At 44.5% G+C, this 18,565-nt stretch carries 18 protein-coding genes and 1 CRISPR repeat array; all 18 genes read right to left on the reverse strand.

What is annotated here, in order from left to right:
- Positions 1-9 precede the first annotated feature (9 nt).
- Complete coding sequence (gene nrdG, locus DW694_RS01600) at positions 10-504, reverse strand: anaerobic ribonucleoside-triphosphate reductase activating protein (protein WP_015525803.1); 495 nt, start codon at positions 502-504, stop codon at positions 10-12.
- A complete protein-coding gene (locus DW694_RS01605; protein WP_015525802.1) occupies positions 505-2,598 on the reverse strand; it encodes a polyribonucleotide nucleotidyltransferase in 2,094 nt (697 codons plus the stop codon).
- Positions 2,599-2,795: 197 nt separating this feature from the next.
- Positions 2,796-3,062, reverse strand: coding sequence for a 30S ribosomal protein S15 (gene rpsO, locus DW694_RS01610; RefSeq protein ID WP_015525801.1), 267 nt, complete (start codon positions 3,060-3,062; stop codon positions 2,796-2,798).
- Between the two features lie 155 nt (positions 3,063-3,217).
- Positions 3,218-4,117: a bifunctional riboflavin kinase/FAD synthetase gene (locus DW694_RS01615; protein WP_015525800.1), complete on the reverse strand. Its 900-nt coding sequence runs from the start codon at positions 4,115-4,117 to the stop codon at positions 3,218-3,220.
- Positions 4,118-4,151: 34 nt separating this feature from the next.
- Complete coding sequence (truB, locus tag DW694_RS01620) at positions 4,152-5,039, reverse strand: tRNA pseudouridine(55) synthase TruB (RefSeq protein ID WP_114001444.1); 888 nt, start codon at positions 5,037-5,039, stop codon at positions 4,152-4,154.
- Positions 5,040-5,049: 10 nt separating this feature from the next.
- Complete coding sequence (locus tag DW694_RS01625; protein ID WP_110102007.1) at positions 5,050-6,006, reverse strand: bifunctional oligoribonuclease/PAP phosphatase NrnA; 957 nt, start codon at positions 6,004-6,006, stop codon at positions 5,050-5,052.
- A 9-nt stretch (positions 6,007-6,015) separates the two neighbouring features.
- The gene (gene rbfA / locus DW694_RS01630; RefSeq protein ID WP_015525797.1) at positions 6,016-6,384 is read right to left on the reverse strand and encodes a 30S ribosome-binding factor RbfA; all 369 of its coding nucleotides are present in this window, start codon (positions 6,382-6,384) and stop codon (positions 6,016-6,018) included.
- Positions 6,385-6,396: 12 nt separating this feature from the next.
- The gene (gene infB / locus DW694_RS01635; RefSeq protein ID WP_015525796.1) at positions 6,397-9,090 is read right to left on the reverse strand and encodes a translation initiation factor IF-2; all 2,694 of its coding nucleotides are present in this window, start codon (positions 9,088-9,090) and stop codon (positions 6,397-6,399) included.
- Positions 9,091-9,132: 42 nt separating this feature from the next.
- On the reverse strand, positions 9,133-9,450 hold the full coding sequence (locus DW694_RS01640) for a ribosomal L7Ae/L30e/S12e/Gadd45 family protein (protein ID WP_021650310.1): 318 nt from the start codon (positions 9,448-9,450) through the stop codon (positions 9,133-9,135).
- Positions 9,437-9,715, reverse strand: coding sequence for a YlxR family protein (locus tag DW694_RS01645; protein WP_015525795.1), 279 nt, complete (start codon positions 9,713-9,715; stop codon positions 9,437-9,439). Before DW694_RS01645 ends, DW694_RS01640 begins: the two co-directional genes overlap by 14 nt.
- On the reverse strand, positions 9,715-10,908 hold the full coding sequence (nusA, locus tag DW694_RS01650) for a transcription termination factor NusA (RefSeq protein ID WP_015525794.1): 1,194 nt from the start codon (positions 10,906-10,908) through the stop codon (positions 9,715-9,717). The genes DW694_RS01645 and nusA overlap by 1 nt, the downstream gene beginning before the upstream one ends.
- A 41-nt stretch (positions 10,909-10,949) precedes the next feature.
- Positions 10,950-11,414, reverse strand: a complete 465-nt coding sequence (gene rimP / locus DW694_RS01655) for a ribosome maturation factor RimP (RefSeq protein WP_021650312.1) — start codon at positions 11,412-11,414, stop codon at positions 10,950-10,952.
- Between the two features lie 216 nt (positions 11,415-11,630).
- Positions 11,631-13,103: direct repeats of the CRISPR family, unit length 32 nt; unit sequence ATTTCAATCCACGTTCCCTCGTGGGGAACGAC.
- Between the two features lie 160 nt (positions 13,104-13,263).
- Complete coding sequence (gene cas2, locus DW694_RS01660) at positions 13,264-13,554, reverse strand: CRISPR-associated endonuclease Cas2 (RefSeq protein WP_059085214.1); 291 nt, start codon at positions 13,552-13,554, stop codon at positions 13,264-13,266.
- 9 nt (positions 13,555-13,563) lie between these two features.
- Entirely contained in the window at positions 13,564-14,595 is a 1,032-nt protein-coding gene (cas1c, locus tag DW694_RS01665; RefSeq protein WP_015525792.1) for a type I-C CRISPR-associated endonuclease Cas1c, read from the reverse strand.
- Positions 14,592-15,257 (reverse strand): CRISPR-associated protein Cas4, encoded by a 666-nt coding sequence (cas4, locus tag DW694_RS01670; protein ID WP_059085215.1) that lies wholly within the window; start codon positions 15,255-15,257, stop codon positions 14,592-14,594. Before cas4 ends, cas1c begins: the two co-directional genes overlap by 4 nt.
- Positions 15,257-16,168 (reverse strand): type I-C CRISPR-associated protein Cas7/Csd2, encoded by a 912-nt coding sequence (gene cas7c, locus DW694_RS01675; protein WP_059085216.1) that lies wholly within the window; start codon positions 16,166-16,168, stop codon positions 15,257-15,259. Before cas7c ends, cas4 begins: the two co-directional genes overlap by 1 nt.
- A complete protein-coding gene (gene cas8c / locus DW694_RS01680) occupies positions 16,165-17,901 on the reverse strand; it encodes a type I-C CRISPR-associated protein Cas8c/Csd1 (protein ID WP_118752445.1) in 1,737 nt (578 codons plus the stop codon). Before cas8c ends, cas7c begins: the two co-directional genes overlap by 4 nt.
- Positions 17,898-18,560 (reverse strand): type I-C CRISPR-associated protein Cas5c, encoded by a 663-nt coding sequence (cas5c, locus tag DW694_RS01685; RefSeq protein WP_015525785.1) that lies wholly within the window; start codon positions 18,558-18,560, stop codon positions 17,898-17,900. Before cas5c ends, cas8c begins: the two co-directional genes overlap by 4 nt.
- Positions 18,561-18,565 lie beyond the last annotated feature (5 nt).

Genomic DNA, 18,565 nt, shown 5'->3' on the forward strand with positions numbered 1-18,565 from the left:
AACCTCTGATCACTCCGTGTACAGAACCACACGGTTCTCACGAAGTGACGCCTGTACATCGATCACCCTCTGATTTGAGGAGCCTTTCCATTTCAGACGAACCTCTTTCTTGTCCACCTGAAATTCCCCGTCCACGCATACATCCAGATAATGGATGATCTCGTACTGCTGGATTTCTTCCCAGAGAGAACCCGTATACAGCCAGATCGTCTTATCCGGATACTTCTCTCTGATCTCTCTTGCAAGAGCTGTTACCTCAGCGATATTGGAAGGATGCAGAGGATCGCCTCCCGAGAAGGTGATCCCGCTGATATAATCTTTGTCCAGCTCTGCAAATATCTCAGCTCGCTCGCTGTCCGTAAAGGGCAGACCTCCATTCGGATCCCAGGTAATGGGATTCTGGCACTCCCGGCAGCCGTGTGAACAGCCGGCTACCCAGAGCACTACACGAAGTCCGTCTCCGTTTAACATATCGTCCTTGGTAATATTGTGGTATCTCATCATTTATGCTTCTTCCGGTACATCCTTCATGCTGAAGCTGATTCTTCCCATCTTGTCCTTGCCAAGGCAGATAACCTTAACTTTGTCGCCAAGTGTAAGAACATCCTCAACACGGTTGATCCTCTGTTTGGAGATCTTGGAAATGTGTACCATTCCCTCCTTGCCCGGTGCAAACTCAAGGAATGCGCCAAACTCTTTGATGCTGACTACGCGTCCTGTAAAGATCTGTCCTGCCTCAAACTCGGTAGTGATGATCTCGATCATACGTTTTGCTTCATCCATACCCTTCTGGTCTGTTCCGCAAATAGAAACTGCGCCGTCGTCTGTGATGTCGATCTTCACACCTGTACGCTCGATGATCGTGTTGATAGTCTTTCCTCTCTGTCCGACTACATCACCGATCTTCTGCGGGTCGATCTGGATCTGGATGATCTTCGGAGCAAACTCCCCAACAGTTGTACGAGGCTTGTCGATACATTTCTCCATAACTTCTGTCAGGATATATTCTCTTGCCTCTTTTGTTCTGCGGATCGCTTCCTCAACGATCGGTCTTGTAAGACCATGGATCTTAATATCCATCTGGATCGCTGTGATTCCGTCATGTGTTCCGGCTACCTTGAAGTCCATATCTCCGAAGAAGTCCTCAAGGCCCTGGATATCTGTAAGAACGATGTAATCATCGTCTGTTTCACCTGTAACAAGTCCGCAGGAAATACCTGCAACCGGTTTTCTGATCGGTACACCGGCAGCCATCAGTGACATGGTAGATGCACAGATACTTGCCTGGGATGTGGAGCCGTTGGACTCAAATGTCTCAGATACGGTACGGATTGCATATGGGAATTCTTCCTCTGTAGGAAGTACCGGTACCAGTGCTCTCTCAGCAAGTGCTCCGTGACCGATCTCACGACGTCCCGGTCCTCTGGAAGGCTTGGTCTCACCTACAGAGTAGGACGGGAAGTTGTAGTGGTGCATATATCTCTTGGATGTCTCAAACTCATCCAGTCCGTCAAGACGCTGTGCCTCTGTAAGAGGAGCAAGTGTAGTAACGGTACAGATCTGAGTCTGTCCTCTTGTGAACATGGCAGAACCATGAACTCTCGGGATGATATCTGTCTCTGCAGCCAGCGGACGGATCTGTCTGATCTCACGTCCATCCGGACGTTTATGATCTTTGAGGATCATCTTGCGGACAGTCTTCTTCTGGTACTGATATACAGCCTCACCGAGAACGGCAAGCCATTCCTCATTGTCTGCAAAAGCTTCTTTCAGCTTATCAGTGATCTCGCTGATGTTATTCTCACGTGTCTGCTTGTCATCAGAGAATACGGCAACCTCCATCTCTTCCGGAGGAACGATCTTCTTGATCTCATCAAAAAGCTCCTGAGGTACTGCACAGGACTCGTAGGAATGTTTCTCTTTTCCGCACTCTGCTACGATCTGGTCGATGAATTTGATGATCTCCTGGTTCACTTCATGAGCCTTGTAGATAGCCTCGATCATCTTATCTTCCGGGATCTCATTAGCTCCGGCCTCAATCATGATAACCTTCTCTCTTGTAGAAGCAACCGTAAGCTGAAGATCAGAAACTGCCTTCTGTGCAAGTGTCGGGTTGATGATAAACTCGCCGTCGATCATACCAACCTGTGTGGTTGCGCATGGACCGTCAAATGGGATATCAGAAATACAGGTTGCAATGGAAGAACCAAGCATAGCCGGGATCTCCGGATTGCATTCCGGATCAACAGACATAACCATATCTACCAGAGTTACGTCATTTCTGTAATCCTTTGGAAACAGCGGACGCATCGGACGGTCGATAACACGGGATGTAAGGATTGCATGCTCGCTTGCCTTACCCTCTCTCTTGTTGAATCCTCCCGGGATCTTTCCTACTGCATACATCTTCTCCTCATACTCAACACTTAACGGGAAGAAATCGATTCCTTCTCTTGGCTCTTTGGATGCGGTAGCAGTAGCAAGGACTGTAGTATCACCATAGTGCATAAGAGCAGCACCATTGGCCTGTTTCGCTACACGTCCGATATCTACAGTCAGTGTTCTTCCTGCAAGTTCCATGGAATAACTTTTGTACATATTCGTTCTCCTTTTCTTATTATATTAATATCTGACAGGAGCCCGAAACAACTGAAAAGACCACTTCCTTTGAAAAAGATCTCGACCGGAAATGGGCTTTTCAGTAGTCTCGGAAATCACTCCTGCGGTAATTCCGTCTGTGTTTATCACACATGTTAAAATGGGGCGGATGGAATCATCCGCCCCTCCCGTAGCAATTATTTTCTTAAACCTAATTTCTCAATCAGTGCACGGTATCTTTCGATGTCTGTTTTCTTAAGATAAGCAAGAAGGCCACGTCTCTGACCTACCATTTTCAGAAGACCTCTTCTGGAATGATGATCTTTGTGGTGTGTTTTAAGATGCTCTGTGAGCTCCTGGATTCTTGCTGTAAGAACTGCAACCTGAACCTCCGGTGAACCTGTGTCACCCTCTGTTCTTGCATACTCTTTCATGATCGCTGTTTTCTTTTCTTTAGAAATCATTATTGTTTCCTCCTTGAAATTTTAATTAAACGCCGGGTATTAAGAAGTGGTCGGAGTCTCCGGCTTCTGAATACTGGCTTTTTTCACCTCGAACAGTATAGCACACGGTTTCTGACCTGTAAACTGTTTTTTCGAAAAGTTTTTCCCGAAAGTTTTTATTTTTCGAGGCTGCGGAAATAAGCCTTTCCCTTTTCTGCATCCTTCAGGAGCTGCTGCTTCAGTGCTTCTATGGACGAAAAGCGCTTCTCCGGTCTGGAATAATGAAAGAATTCCACTCTGCAGGGCTCTCCGTACAGATCCTCTTCACAGTCAAAAAGATAGGTCTCAACACCCAGGAATTTCTCTCCTATGGTTGGTTTATATCCTACGTTTGTGATCCCGCAAAGGGTTCTGTCCTTAAAATGGGACACTGTATCATAAACGCCATTTGGCGGCATCAGCTTTTCTTTTGCAGGAACGATATTAGTAGTGGGAAGAAGGACCTTATGTCCCATTCCTCTTCCATGTTCGATCACACCGTCCACAAAAAAGGGGATTCCCAGCAGATCATTAACCTTTTCCATATTTCCCTTTTTCAGTTCCTCACGGATAAATGTACTGCTGATCTTTCTGCGGCCTTCCATTTCTTTCGGAACAACATCCACAGTAAAGCCAAGCTTCCTTCCCATAGTCTCCAGAAGCTGTGGTGTTCCCTTGCGTTCATACCCGAACCTGAAATCTTCTCCCACTGCAACATGCTCCGCCTGAAGATCTCCCACCAGGATCTCTTTAACAAAGGTTTCTGCCTTCATATGACGGATCCGGTTATCCAGCGGACATTCGATCAGCACATCCACGCCTGCTTTCTCAAGAAGCTGACATCGTTCCTCTTTTGTAAAGATCATCTGACTGCCGATGCCAAGAGAAAAAAGGACTGTCTGCAGACCTTTTTCTTTCTGTTCCAGGATCTTCTCCACCAGTTTCTGGTGTCCACGGTGTATGCCGTCAAATTTTCCAAGTGTCACCGCACTCTTTGAAAGGCGCGGAAATTCTCCGTCGATCTTCAAGTATTCCATATCTTCTGCTGCTCCTGCAAGTTTTTATAAAATGTCATACAAAAAACATGCGGATGGGTACGTATTTCTGTTTTCTTTCATCCCAGCCGTATATTCCTGTGAAATTTCCGCTGCTTTTATACATCCGGACTTTTTCTTCCCTGCTGCCTCCCTGTACCAGTTCTTCCGGAAGCGGGTTTCCGTTATTGAGAAGTCTGTCTCCCTCCGGTGTACAGGTAAGGACCGGATACATGGAAAGTACATCCTCGATGGAAACAAGCTTTTCCCCGATGGTCCCATCGGCAACCGCCTCCTCCACCTGGGAAAGTGTCATGCTCTCTTCCAGAGTGAAATTTCCGGACCTGGTCCGAAGCAGCTCTTCCATGGCTCCGCCGCAGCCTAATTTTTCTCCGATGTCATTGCAAAGTGTACGGATATAGGTGCCCTTGCTACAGGTAACGCTTATGCGTACCAGCGGAAGCTCCATATCCAGTATCCTTATCTCATAAAAAACCACAGGGCGCGGCTTACGCTCTATGGTTTTTCCTTCTCTGGCCAGTTCGTAAAGCTTCTTTCCATTTACCTTCAGGGCCGAATACATAGGAGGGACCTGCTGCTGTTCTCCCACAAAGGATCCCACTGCCTCACGGACTTCCTCTTCCGTGACGGTCACAGGTTTCTCAGAAAGAACAGCTCCGGTCATGTCCTGGGTATCTGTGGAAACTCCCAGCCTTAAAACCGCCTCATATGTTTTTTCTTTTTCTGTAAGAAGCTCCACCAGCCGGGTCCCCTTGCCCAGTGCAACAGGAAGTACTCCCTCTGCTGCCGGATCCAGAGTCCCGGTATGGCCGATCTTTTTCATGTGGAGAATCCCACGCAGCTTTGCAACAACATCATGAGAGGTATAACCTTTTTCCTTTCGGATCACAAGTATTCCGTCCATGATCTTATCTTTACTCCTCTGCAAGCTGTTTTTCAATTTCAGCGGTAAGGTTGTTGATCACATCGTACATGGAGCCCTGCATATCACAGCCGGCTGCACGCACATGTCCGCCGCCTCCGAAAAATACGGCAATCTTGCTTACATCCACCTTACCATTGGAACGGAGAGATACCTTAAAGAACTGCGTCTGCATCTCATAGATAAAGATCGCAACCTCCACACCAGCAGTCAGACGGAGCTGGCTCACGATTCCCTCCAGATCCTTTCCTTCCACACTGTAGAAATCCATCTCCCGTTTTTTCAGATATCCGACCACACACTTACCGCCCTGAAGGAGAATACTCTCTGCCAGGACACGTCCCATGACCTGATTCTGAAGATATGTTTTCTGGTAAAAGGACTCATCGATGATCCTGCTGAAATCAAATCCTGTTTTCATCAGTTCTCCGGCAATCCTCATGGTTTCCGGTGTTGTGGAAGAATACTGGAACACGCCGGTATCATGTGCCATTCCTGTATAAATAGGAACCGCAATGGAACGATCGATCTTGTCTGAATCCAGAAGTCCGTAAAGAACTTCGCTGGCAGAGCTGATCTCGCCTCTTACATGATTGACATCCGCAAATCCGTTATTGCTCACATGATGATCAATGCAGGCTGTCTTTTTTGCTGCATCGAAATATTTCCGAGCAACAGCAAGCCTGTCCAGTGCGCTGACATCACAGGTGATAAAAAGATCATACACCTTATCTTCTTCTGCTTCTGTCTTAACCTCATCCATTCTGTCAATGTAATCAAATACAGGTTTCCGGTCTTCCAGATAAACATCTGCTTCTATATCAGGAAAATATTTCCGGATATAGAGATACAGAGCCATACAGGAACCAATGCAGTCCCCATCCGGACGGATGTGACCGCCAATGCCAACGGTTTTTACATTTTCCAGTATTTCTGAAATGTTTTTCATTTTTTCCACCTATTCCTCTGTTTCCATCCCACTCATTACGTCATTGATCTTCTTTGACATATTTACACCATATTCAATAGACTCATCCAGAACAAAACGGATCTCCGGTGTATTGCGGAGATTCAGTCTTCTGGCCAGTTCTCTCCGAACATAGCCCTCTGCATTCTTTAAGCCCCGGAGGGTGGAATCCTTGGCCTGTTTCTCGCCCAGCACACTGATGTAAGCTTTGCAGGTCTTAAGATCCGGTGCCACCTCAACAGCTGTCACAGAAGTCATCGGATGAATTCTGGGGTCCTTGATCTCGCTGTGTATGATGGTGCTGAGTTCTTTTTGAACTGCACCATTCACACGTGTATTTTTAATGCTGTTTTTTCTCATTACGAATCACTCCTATCTTGGTACCTCTACCATGATATATGCTTCGACTTTATCTTCTTCTTTGACATCATTAAAGTCATTAAATACAAGACCGCACTCATATCCGGCACGAACTTCCTTGACATCATCCTTAAATCTCTTCAGGGATGCAAGCTCACCCTCGAAGATCTGGTCCTCACCTCGTGTGATACGAACCTTACAGTTACGCTGGAATGTACCATCCAGCACATAGCTTCCTGCGATGGTTCCGACACCGGATGCCTTGAACAGCTGACGAACTTCTGCGTGACCGATAACCTTCTCCTCGAATACAGGATCCAGCATACCCTTCATAGCTGCCTCTACATCCTCGATCGCCTGATAAATGACTTTATAAAGTCGAAGGTCAACGCCCTCCTGCTCAGCAAGCTGTTTTGCTGTAGTATCCGGACGTACGTTAAAGCCGATGATAATCGCATTGGATGTTGCAGCAAGGCTGACATCAGACTCATTGATGGCACCTACACCACCATGGATCACCTTAACGATAACTTCCTCGTTGGAAAGCTTGGTAAGGCTCTGTTTAACAGCCTCAACAGATCCCTGTACATCGGCCTTGACGATGATCGGAAGCTCCTTAAGATCGCTGGCCTGGATCTGGTCAAACAGGTTATCCAGAGAAAGCTTGCCTTTGGTCTCCTCGAGAAGACGGCTCTTGTTCTCTGTAACGAATGCGCCTGCAAAGTTCTTGGCTTCTTTATCGCTCTCAAAGGACATCAGGATCTCACCTGCATTAGGAACATCACCAAGTCCGAGAATCTCAACCGGAGTAGACGGACCTGCCTCTTTTACACGACGTCCCTTATCATCCATCATTGCACGTACCTTACCATTGCATGCACCTGCGGCAATAAAGTCTCCCACATGAAGAGTACCCTTCTGAACAAGGATGGTAGCAACCGGTCCTTTACCTTTATCAAGCTGAGCCTCAATAACAAGACCTCTTGCCTCACGGTTCGGATTGGCTTTGAGCTCGGAAACCTCAGCAGTAAGAAGAATCATCTCAAGAAGATTCTCAATTCCTTCTCCTGTATGTGCGGATACCGGAACAAAGATGGTGCTTCCGCCCCAGTCCTCAGGAATCAGTTCATACTCGGAAAGCTCCTGTTTTACACGCTCTACATTTGCACTTGGTTTATCGATCTTATTGATGGCAACGATGATCTCAACACCGGCTGCCTTTGCATGGCTGATCGCCTCTACTGTCTGCGGCATTACACCATCGTCTGCGGCAACGACCAGAACTGCGATATCTGTAGCGTTGGCACCACGCATACGCATAGCTGTGAACGCCTCATGTCCCGGTGTATCCAGGAATGTGATCTTCTGACCTTTGATATTTACCACGTAAGCACCGATGTGCTGTGTGATTCCGCCGGCCTCGCCTCTGGTTACGTTTGTATTACGGATGGCATCCAGAAGAGATGTTTTACCATGGTCAACGTGACCCATAACACAGACTACCGGAGGTCTCGGAACCATATCATCCTCATCCTCTTCGTCCTCTTTGAGGAGCTCTGCGATCACATCCACCTTTTCTTCCTTCTCAGCAATGATATCAAAGCCAAGTGCGATCTCTTCTGCCTTTTCAAAGTCGATCTCCTGGTTTACGGTTACCATGACACCTTCCATGAAAAGCTTCTTAACGATCACTGACGGCTGCATCTTCATCGCGTCCGCAAGCTCACGGATAGTAAGCTTCTCCGGAATGGTGATCTCCTTGATCTCCGGTTTCTTCTCTTCCTGCTTCGGCTGTGGATTCGGTTTCTGAAGTGCTTTCGGGATTCTGGAATTCGGTCTGCGTCCGCCCTGATTTGGTCTGCGTCCGCCCTGGGTACCTTTCTCGAATTCTTTCTTCTTGTTCTTATTCTCTCTGTCACGCTCACGCTTGCTGTCCTTGGATGTCTTGGTCAGCTCCGGAGTGAATACAGCATCTGAAGAGCCACCGCTTCTTCTCTGTCCCGGACGCTGTCCGCCGCCCTGGCCACCACGGTTTGCTCCGCTGAAACGGTTGTCTCCGCCTCTTCCGCCTTCGGAACGTCCGCCCTGGCCACCCTGGCCACGGTTTGCTCCACCGCCAAAACGGTTTCCTCCGTCTCTTCTTCCTTCAAAGCTTCCGCCCTGACCTCCCTGGCCACGGTTTGCTCCACCGCCGAAACGGCTTCCGCCTCTTCCGTCATTCTGACGTGGGCCTCTGTTTCCCTCGCCCTGTCTTGCCGGACGTCCCTCACCATTCTGGGAACGGTTTCCGCCAAAACGATTTCCGCCGTCTCTTCTTCCCTCGAAGGTTCTTCCGTCACGATTTCCGTCTCTTCTTCCTTCCGGACGGTTGCCCTGCGGTCTTCCGCCCTGAGTACGATTCTGGCCACTCTGACCGTTTCTCTGCTCACCGGACTCACCGTTTCTTGTGTTTGCTCCTGCGCTTCTCTGACCGCCGTTCTGTGGACGTGCCGGTCCCTTTCTCTCGCCTGCTGCCGGTTTTCTTCTTCCTTTACCGCCATCGCTGGCATTCTGTGCATGAAATACACGGATGATATTTTTTTTCTTTTTCGGTGCTTCAGATTTGTTACCCTCTGTATTCACCGTTGTTGTCTTTTCTTCTGTTTTTGGAGTATCCAATTGTCTATATTGCTCCTTTCCCGATCTGTTGAATTTATCTTTTATCATTTCTATCGTCAAACCTCCTTACAGACGCCTGTATCATGCAGGTTATCTGCCGGATTCTTTTTCCAGCGCCTTCATGATCGCCTTTGCAAAATTTTCGTCCTGCACGGCAAGGCTGGCACGGAATTCTTTGCCCATTGCTCTGCCCAGGCTCTCTTTGTCTGAAAGGAAATATAACGGAACTTCATAATAGGTACACATATTCCGAAATTTCTTTTTTGTGTTTTCGGAAGCATCATCTGCCACCAGTGCCAGGAAACCTTTTCCTGTTTTTACGGATTTCTCTGTGGAAAATTCTCCGCTCACTGTTTTTCCTGCTTTTGTCGCAAGTCCGATGAGTGATAAAACCTTATTGTTTTTCAATTGATCCAAACTCCTTTTTGAGGTTCTGATACACTTCATCCGGAACTGCCATTTTCAAGGAACGCTCCAGGCCATGGTTTTTGATAGCCTTTTCCAGGCATTCCTCTGAGAAACAAAGGTATGCGCCGCGTCCGTTTTTCTTACCTGTAGCGTCCAGGATGATCTCATTCTCTGATGTCCTGAGAACTCGTATCATTTCCTTTTTGCTTTTCATTTCCCTGCAGCCGGTACACTGACGCATGGGAATCTTGGTTCTCGTTTTCATTATTCTTCGGCATCTCCATCTGCTGTTTCTTCAGCTTCTGTTTCTGTCTCTTCTGTATCTTCCTCTACTTCTTCAAGCTCTTCGGAAACAGCCTCTTCTGTCATTTCTTCCTCTGCTTCCTCGTGTTCCTCATCGTAATCATCGTAGAAGTCACCGGACTCTCTTGCCTGTGTCTCGCTCTTGATGTCGATCTTGAAGCCTGTAAGTCTTGCAGCAAGACGTGCGTTCTGTCCTTCCTTACCGATAGCAAGGGAAAGCTGGTAATCCGGAACTACGACCAGTGCGGTCTTCTCATCCGGGTCAGCCATAACTGCGATAACCTTTGCAGGGCTTAATGCATTCTCAATAAGGATCGCCGGGTTCTCATCCCAGTTGATGATATCGATCTTCTCACCGTGAAGCTCGTTAACAACTGCCCCTACACGTGCACCGTTCATACCAACGCATGCTCCCACAGCATCTACATCCGGATCGTTGCTCCATACAGCGATCTTGGTACGGGAGCCTGCCTCACGGGCAATGCTCTTGATCTCAACGGTACCGTCTCTTACCTCTGCAACCTCGGACTCGAAAAGTCTCTTTACAAGACCGGGATGTGTTCTGGAAACCAGGATACGCGGTCCCTTCGGGGTATCCTTAACTTCAAGAATGTAAACTTTTACTCGCTCAGTTGGCTGGAAGGTCTCACCCTTTACCTGTTCGTTCTCTGTAAGTACTGCGTCTGCCTTACCAAGGTTGATGCTGACATTTTTGCCCATTACTCTCTGAACAATACCGGTTACCACTTCTTTTTCGATTCCATAGTACTGATCGTAAAGAACTTTACGCTCTTCCTCACGGATTTTCTGAAGAATGACATTCTTTGCATTCTGGGTTGCGATACGTCCGAATTCCTTGGACTGGATCTCAACCTTCATAACATCACCGATCTCTGCGTTCGTGTTTGTTTTCTGTGCATCCACCAGAGAAATCTCCAGCGCCGGATCCTCCACATGCTCTACAACAGTTCTGTCAGCGTAAACACTGAAGTCACAGGTCTCCGGATCGATCATAACGTGAACGTTATCTGCCTTTCCGAAATGGTTCTTACATGCCTGGATCAGTGACTGCTCAATTGCCTCCAGCAGTGTATCCTTACTGATGTTTTTCTCTTTTTCGAGAACGTCCAGCGCATCTCTTAAATCTCTGCTCATTTTTCTTTTTTCCTCCTGAATTTTACAGATTCGATTCTCTTTTAGAATTCGATCGCGAGACGAATCAGGGCAATATCTTTTTTATCAAAGGTACGTTCTGTGCCGTCTTCATCGATTGTCACACTGTTACTATCATATGCATTTAAAATACCGCAGAATTCTTTCTGTTTCTCGATGGGCCGGTAGGTACGGATCTCCACCAGCTTGCCAAGGCTTCTCTTAAAGTCTTTTTCTTTTTTAAGAGGCCGGTCAAGTCCCGGAGAACTGATCTCCATAATGTAGCTGTCCTCGATGAAATCCTGCTCATCCAGTATATCGCTGAATGCACGGCTTACGTCCTCGCAGTCATTGACTGTGATTCCGCCCGGCTTGTCGATATAGCCTCTGAGATACCAGGTTCCGGCTTCCTTGACATACTCCACGTCTACCAGCTCAAAGCCCCTGGACTCCACGATTGGTGTAAGGATCGCCTCTGTCTTCTGTTCATATTCTTCCCGTCTGCTCATGCTTCCCACCTGCCTTTCCTATTTCTGCCTATTTCTGAACAAATTCCTTCTCAGCAAATAGGAGCGGGCTCTCGCCCACTCCTATGCCAACAAGTTCTTAGTTTCGTTCATTGTAACACCAATGTCTGTTAAATGCAAGTATTAATTGCGATTTCCGGTTTTTGTCCCCGCATAGGGAATGTCCCATGTACCACACCGTTTGATTTCCTCTTTGTTATTTCAATTCACGTTCCCACGTGGGGAACGACCCTTTCAATCTCCACGAATCTCTTTGCGTTGATATTTCAATCCACGTTCCCTCGTGGGGAACGACATCATCAACCAGGCTATCACTATCTTCTACACTCATTTCAATCCACGTTCCTGTGTGGGGAACGACGGCATATTACCAGAATGCAGCTAACTACTTTGCATTTCAATCCACGTTCCCGCGTAGGGAACGACGGCTGGAGCTACAGTGATCGCATATGTGATCGGGATTTCAATCCACATTCCTGCGTAGGGAACGACACGAAATGCGAAAAAAAATTAAGGTCATATCCAGATTTCAATCCACGTTCCCTCGTGGGGAACGACGATAGCAAGCATCCCAGACATTGCTTCTTTTCCATTTCAATCCACGTTCCCTCGTGGGGAACGACGGTGTTAGCCCTATTACAAATACCATTTACTATGATCTCAATCCACGTTCCCTCGTGGGGAACGACACATGTACCACAACTTTTCTGCTGACCTGTGATAATTTCAATCCACGTTCCCTCGTGGGGAACGACGGTGGCAGTATACTGTAACTCGTGGAGTAAGCGATTTCAATCCACGTTCCCTCGTGGGGAACGACTATACGCTCCCTTCTTTTATAATTCAATTTAATTATTTCAATCCACGTTCCCTCGTGGGGAACGACGGTAAAGATAGTGGCCAGGAAAAAGGCGGATATATTTCAATCCACGTTCCCCCGTGGGGAACGACCATGGAGAAACCTCTAAGTTATCCCAATCAGCAGATTTCAATCCACGTTCCCTCGTGGGGAACGACGAGGTCCTTATTTGATCTTCCTTTCCCCTTGCCGATTTCAATCCACGTTCCCTCGTGGGGAACGACATCTATGCTGGCTGGTTGCGGTAAAGCATATCCATTTCAATCCACGTTCCCTCGTGGGGAACGACTATATTCCAGTAGGAACCTATACCATTGTTGAGATTTCAATCCACGTTCCCTCGTGGGGAACGACGATTTTTACGAGGAGGCAGCCGCCTTGTATCTTATTTCAATCCACGTTCCCTCGTGGGGAACGACGGCAGTTAAGAAAAATACTTCACAAGACGAAACAGATTTCAATCCACGTTCCCTCGTGGGGAACGACGCAGTGTTTAGCTAACACAAGACGCATGAGGTTATTTCAATCCACGTTCCCTCGTGGGGAACGACGAAGGCGGTGGATTTGCTCCACTGAAGAAGGTAATTTCAATCCACGTTCCCTCGTGGGGAACGACCGGAGACTTCGCCAGGACATCCGGCTCCTGGGCATTTCAATCCACGTTCCCTCGTGGGGAACGACCGGAGACTTCGCCAGGACATCCGGCTCCTGGGCATTTCAATCCACGTTCCCTCGTGGGGAACGACTTGCACGACTTGGTAAGTTTGGCTGGACAGCACTATTTCAATCCACGTTCCCTCGTGGGGAACGACGGCAAATTTTCACAAATATTCTTTGTTTTTTTATGCAATAAATATAATTTTTCTACTTTTTATTATCCCTTCTCTCTTTTCTTTAGTGTTATTCATGTTACTTTTCTGATTTTTGTAGTGCGAATCCTGCCGGCATTTTATGTGTACTTCTGATTCGCACCTACATAATTAAAGGTTGATCTACTGGAATTCCACGTTCTATACCTACATGTTCTATTTTAGTCTGATAATTATTTCCGAGGTAATAAAAACGTAAGCTATCTTTATTTTTGTCAATAATATCAGACAATATCCCCTTCAAAGCAACACTTTGAGCGCTATCCAAAATACACTCAAATACAGAATTTTGCACCCTTCTTCCATAATTTGTACATTGCTTCGCCACTTTACGCAAACGAGTTCTTCCTGCAGTTGTCTCTGTATTTACATCATAAGTAATCACTACCAACACTTTGTCACCTCATTTCCACAAAAACACTGGATAACTGTCCAAATCTCCTCTTAAATATCTTGCCAACAACATTGCCTGTACATAAGGAACCATTCCCCATTCCACCTTTTCTTTCAAGAACGGATGTGTGATGGTTTCCTTCTTTTTCTTCTGCCATTCTACCAACAGCTTTTTTCGCAGCTCATCATCCATCAGAACAGCTCCATTTTCTTTTTTGGTAAAATTCTTTCCATTTACAATCTTTTTGTTAACAAGCGATAATACAAAACGATCTGCCAATACAGCTCTTAATTCCTCTATCATATCCAAAGCCAGTGATACTCTACCTGGTCTTTCGGTATGAAGATATCCCACATAAGGATCCAGCCCCACACACTCCAGGGAAGAAGCAATCGTATTTGTCAACAACGTATATACAAAAGACAACATTGCATTCATATTATCTAACGGTGGTCTTTTATTTCTTCCTTGAAATGAAAAATCCTTTTTCTGTTGCAAAATCATTTCATCAAAAACTCCAAAATACACGCTGGCCGCTTCCCCTTCAAAACCTCTTAATTGTGCTTTTGATTCACATGTTTGAATTAATCCCAACGTATGTTTCAGCTTTTCTGATGCTATTTTTATTTTGTCCGCATCTACCTGCATACTATGATCTCTAACACAGCGTTCCAACACCCATCTTGCATTATACACCTTTCCAAGTATACAGTTTTTTGCAATTTCCAGGCTGATTGCTGAATCCAAACTGCTTGCATACTGCTGTTCTCGCAAAAGCACATTTCCTCTTGTCTTTCCGGTTATCCTCGCAAGAAATTTTCCCTGGGGCGTCATAAAACAAAGAGAGATATTTTTTTCTGCACAAGATCCCATCAATGCCGGACTGACGCCCCTGTATCCAAAGGAAACTATCCCTTCCAGATTATGTAATGGAAGTCTTCCTTTTTCTTTATCCTCTTCAAAAACAACTATATTTTCTCCATCTAAACCCAAATAGCTGTTTTCAGAAGTTACATACAACGTATTCAAAAGTTTTTTCATGTCTCTTCCTCCTTCAGCATCTGGTCTATATAATGTTTCACAGAAACTTGTTTGTTTAATTTGGGCAGACAAAGTTCCTTTAATGAACAGGAATTACACATTTTACCTGTTTTTACCTTCGGAGTATAACCTCTATTGTAATACTGATGCATCTCTTCAAATATATCTTTGACTGCATTTCTCAGATCCTCTGTAATTTCCACAACTTCTCTTCGTCTTGTTTCTCCATAAAAAAGAGCTGCTTCAGGTATTGTTGCAGAAAACATTTCTTCGAGACATAAAACCTGTGCCACAAGCTGCAATCTATCGGCATCTGTTGATTTTTCTTTTCCTTTTTTGTATTCTACCGGATAAACAGAATACATTCCCCGATGTCCATGAAGCCGTATTCCATCTTCACATTTATGAAATTCTACAAGATCACACTCTCCACTCACTCCCATAATTCTTGAAGAAACCGGCAAAGCTCTTACCAAAATAGTATCTTTTCTTTTTTCCGTCAAATATGGATCATGTACCTTCTGGTGCATCAGTTTTCCAACAGCTGTATGAACATTTTCTGCCCACTGCTGCTCAACATGGATCAATGCCCACTGTCTTCTGCAAAATTTAAAATGCTGTATACCTGATATCATCAAATAATCATCTTCTGTATACTCCATCAAATCATCCTTTTTACTTCAACAGATTCCGGTATTTTATCATTATGAATTTCAACTGTATAATCCTGATATCTTCTCGGATATTCTACATTTTCTTTTCGTGTTACTTCAACTGCATCAAACAATTTATATGCCGGACAATCTCCCAATTCTTTACTGTGCTTAAACACGATCAGTTCACGTACTGACATTTTTCCACGGGCTGCTGAATGGTCATTTTCAAACATATTTATGATCGCATCCCACAGAAGTTCCAGATCTTCTTCTGTAAATCCTGTTGTTTTTCGTGCAAGATTTGCAGATATAAAGCCCTCTGCGCGATACAATGCATATGGCACAATACTCTTTCTTCCCATTTCGGTACTTTTATTTTCGGCATCTTTTTCTGTTGTGATTGCCACACGGGTAATGGTAACTTCCTGACTGATCACTGGGTCGATACTTCTGGCAAATCCAAGCTGAACTGGGCCACGCACCTGTCCGCAGTTTAAAGAAGCTTTTACAAAAGTAGTCATTACTGCCCCAAAAGTTCTGATATCATAATAATTTTCACACATGTAATCCCGCAATTTTGAATCCACACCCGGATCACTTTTTTTCAGTTTTTTTAATGCTTCCGTTACTTTCTTATCATCTGTTTCTTTGATTCCAACATTTTCACATGCCGTTCGGTCACTTCGATTCAACGGAACATCTTCTTTAATATAAATTTTGTAACCCTGTGCATCCTCTTTTACTGTTTCCACATAATTTCTTATTTTTCTTTTCAGGCAGACATCCGTAACAAGCCCTAAGCCGCTTTCCGGATCTATTCTTGGCATATTTCCTGCATCCGGATCTCCATTTGGATTACCATTTTCCACATCAAATAAAACTACAAACTCATATCTGTTTTTAATAACTTCGCTCATCTATTTTCCCTCCCGTTTTCCCAAATACTTTCCTGTTTCTGGTGGTAATACCCCAAAATAAATTTTCCTTGTTCCTCCAATGGCAAACGTTTTGGATAAGCTTCTAGCTTACTCACCAATTCGCCCAAAAGATCTTCATATTTTCTTTTCAAATACCCTTTATCTCTTTCTATTTTTTTTATATGACTATTCTTTAATTTAAACAATACTGGAAATACTGATGCCGGTGTTGCACATGCTGAATTAAAATACCGATCTCGAATTGTTGATTTTATTCCAGGATTTGCCTCTGTCTGAATCGACTCCAACACAGAAAATAATCTTCCCAATACATATGCTACATCATTAGATTCTTCATTTAATCCCATACAGATCTCTCCTTCCGTATTTTTATAATTTTTTATCAGAAATGCCTTAACAATAGAAACTCTTCCCCATGTTACACATCCCTGCTCAGCCCGTATTCTTATTAATGTATCTGTATACAAACTTGCCGGATACCTGGAATTTTGTAAAATAGCTGAAAACGCCATAGCGGCCATATTGGAGATTGTTTTTTTATCCCGTGAATTCATATTCACTGTTTCTTTTAACATATCTTCAATTCCAAGATATTCCCGCTCTTCCCATTTAGGTTTTATCATCTGCATTCGTTCATAATGACATGCCAGATTTTTCGTAATATTTCCAAATGAACTCTGATAAAAAAATCTTACAGATAACCTGGCAGCATTTGGTGCCAGACATAAAATATAAAACTTCTGAGATGGATTTAATTCAATGTCATCAATTATGATCTGTTCATCTTTTCTGAGTTTTTCAAAAAATCCATGTACCTCACTTTGATTATCTTTTACCGGATTTAACAATGCTAAAAGCGCATCCTGATATTCCGTCTTTGCCTCCTCTGCCCAATATACAATAATAGAATCTCCCAGCGGAAACGTATATTTCTTTTGTGCCAGCAAATAATTCAACGCACTTGTGTAAGCAAACTCTGCATATTTTCCGACCGGTGCATTATAGCTCTGTTCTTTTCCATAAGATTCAAATGATGGTGCATTAAAAGAAACCAAAGCTGCACCACTGGACTGTGCTCCCGGCACCCCTTTTATATTCCTGTGAATTCTTGAAATTTCAGTTTTTTCTCCTGTTACCAGACAAATTCCACTTATATCTGTTTCCGACTGTTTACTTTCTACATTCCATATTTGCTCTATTTCCTTGTCATCCTGGGCATATTTTTTATCCATACAGAATATAAGATTTCCACCATCCGTGATCTCCTCCCAGTTTTCTAAAACAGCAGCATTTTCTTTTGCTTTTTCCGGATTCCATTTATAAAAAAAAGCACATATAGCCTGTGCCATTTCTCCGGAAGTATTTTTCAACAACTTCAGATGCTTCTCCTTTGCCGCTTCAAAGCATTCTGTAATTCTTTTTCCTGTACCACTCTTATCAATTCCAAGCATATATTTCGAATTATCACATAAAAAATTCGCCGCAACTCCGGATGATCGCGTGAGCATTGCCGGAACTTTCATTGTTTGTGAAATCCAAATCTGTTTCTTCCCTGTCTGTCTCTCCTCCTTCAGCCATAAGATATTCTTTATATCCCCGTCTGTAGACAAATTGATTCCATAAGAAACTTTTGCCTGACACCACCCCTGTTTGGGTAATTTTTCTTGTCTTTCCAAATCTTCATAATATTTCACCAATGCCTGCAGTATCATCGAACCACCTCGCAGTTTCGCACATCTATTACTCCCTGTTTCATGATTGCTCTAAAAAACATGGGGCTAAGATTCTCTTCATCCGAATAATCAATATCATATAGCATAAATCCAAAATCTTTTTCCTCTACATCGTCATATGCAGTATGAATTTCCTCTTCATTACACAACTCAAAATTTGCAGGAAATTCCCGACACCCAAAATAAGGCATACTGTAACATGCGCCTCTTTTCAATCTCCTCATAATAATATCCTTGAATTTCCCTGGATTATCCGTTTCATTTGCTTTCTCCGTCATTTCAAAATGAGCTTCAATAACATACTCTACATCACTTAACAACAAAGACGCTCTCTGTACAATTTCCTCTTTACTGCTTAAATATAGGGGTTTCATTCCTCCATTATAGGCTTCAAGCACTTTACTTGCAGATACCTTACTCTTCACTTCATTTCTTCTTACACTGGTAAATTTAACCGGTTTCTTCACATAAATCTTATCTATACACCATTTCATGCCCGGATGCCAGTAAATTGCTTCCAAAATTCCTCTGGCAGCCGACGGTGTTATTACATCATAAGAACACCGTTCTACTTTCATCTCTGGTCTTGAAAATAATGCATAATCCCCCCACACTCTGACCTTTACTCCCATTCCCATAGGCA

It is taken from the genome of Ruminococcus sp. AM26-12LB (genome assembly GCF_003480785.1).
GTDB lineage: Bacteria > Bacillota > Clostridia > Lachnospirales > Lachnospiraceae > Blautia_A > Blautia_A fusiformis.

Bases quoted from the DNA above. Each gene is read 5' to 3' on its own strand.
- DW694_RS01605 (WP_015525802.1), bottom strand. From the start codon at position 2,598: ATGTACAAAAGTTATTCCATGGAACTTGCAGGAAGAACACTGACTGTA.
- cas8c (WP_118752445.1), bottom strand. From the start codon at position 17,901: ATGATACTGCAGGCATTGGTGAAATATTATGAAGATTTGGAAAGACAA.
- cas5c (WP_015525785.1), bottom strand. From the start codon at position 18,560: ATGGGAATGGGAGTAAAGGTCAGAGTGTGGGGGGATTATGCATTATTT.
- DW694_RS01625 (WP_110102007.1), bottom strand. From the start codon at position 6,006: ATGAAAAACATTTCAGAAATACTGGAAAATGTAAAAACCGTTGGCATT.
- nrdG (WP_015525803.1), bottom strand. From the start codon at position 504: ATGATGAGATACCACAATATTACCAAGGACGATATGTTAAACGGAGAC.
- cas4 (WP_059085215.1), bottom strand. From the start codon at position 15,257: ATGGAGTATACAGAAGATGATTATTTGATGATATCAGGTATACAGCAT.
- cas7c (WP_059085216.1), bottom strand. From the start codon at position 16,168: ATGAGCGAAGTTATTAAAAACAGATATGAGTTTGTAGTTTTATTTGAT.
- rpsO (WP_015525801.1), bottom strand. From the start codon at position 3,062: ATGATTTCTAAAGAAAAGAAAACAGCGATCATGAAAGAGTATGCAAGA.
- infB (WP_015525796.1), bottom strand. From the start codon at position 9,090: ATGATAAAAGATAAATTCAACAGATCGGGAAAGGAGCAATATAGACAA.
- rimP (WP_021650312.1), bottom strand. From the start codon at position 11,414: ATGAGCAGACGGGAAGAATATGAACAGAAGACAGAGGCGATCCTTACA.
- truB (WP_114001444.1), bottom strand. From the start codon at position 5,039: ATGGACGGAATACTTGTGATCCGAAAGGAAAAAGGTTATACCTCTCAT.
- rbfA (WP_015525797.1), bottom strand. From the start codon at position 6,384: ATGAGAAAAAACAGCATTAAAAATACACGTGTGAATGGTGCAGTTCAA.
- cas1c (WP_015525792.1), bottom strand. From the start codon at position 14,595: ATGAAAAAACTTTTGAATACGTTGTATGTAACTTCTGAAAACAGCTAT.
- DW694_RS01615 (WP_015525800.1), bottom strand. From the start codon at position 4,117: ATGGAATACTTGAAGATCGACGGAGAATTTCCGCGCCTTTCAAAGAGT.
- DW694_RS01645 (WP_015525795.1), bottom strand. From the start codon at position 9,715: ATGAAAACGAGAACCAAGATTCCCATGCGTCAGTGTACCGGCTGCAGG.
- nusA (WP_015525794.1), bottom strand. From the start codon at position 10,908: ATGAGCAGAGATTTAAGAGATGCGCTGGACGTTCTCGAAAAAGAGAAA.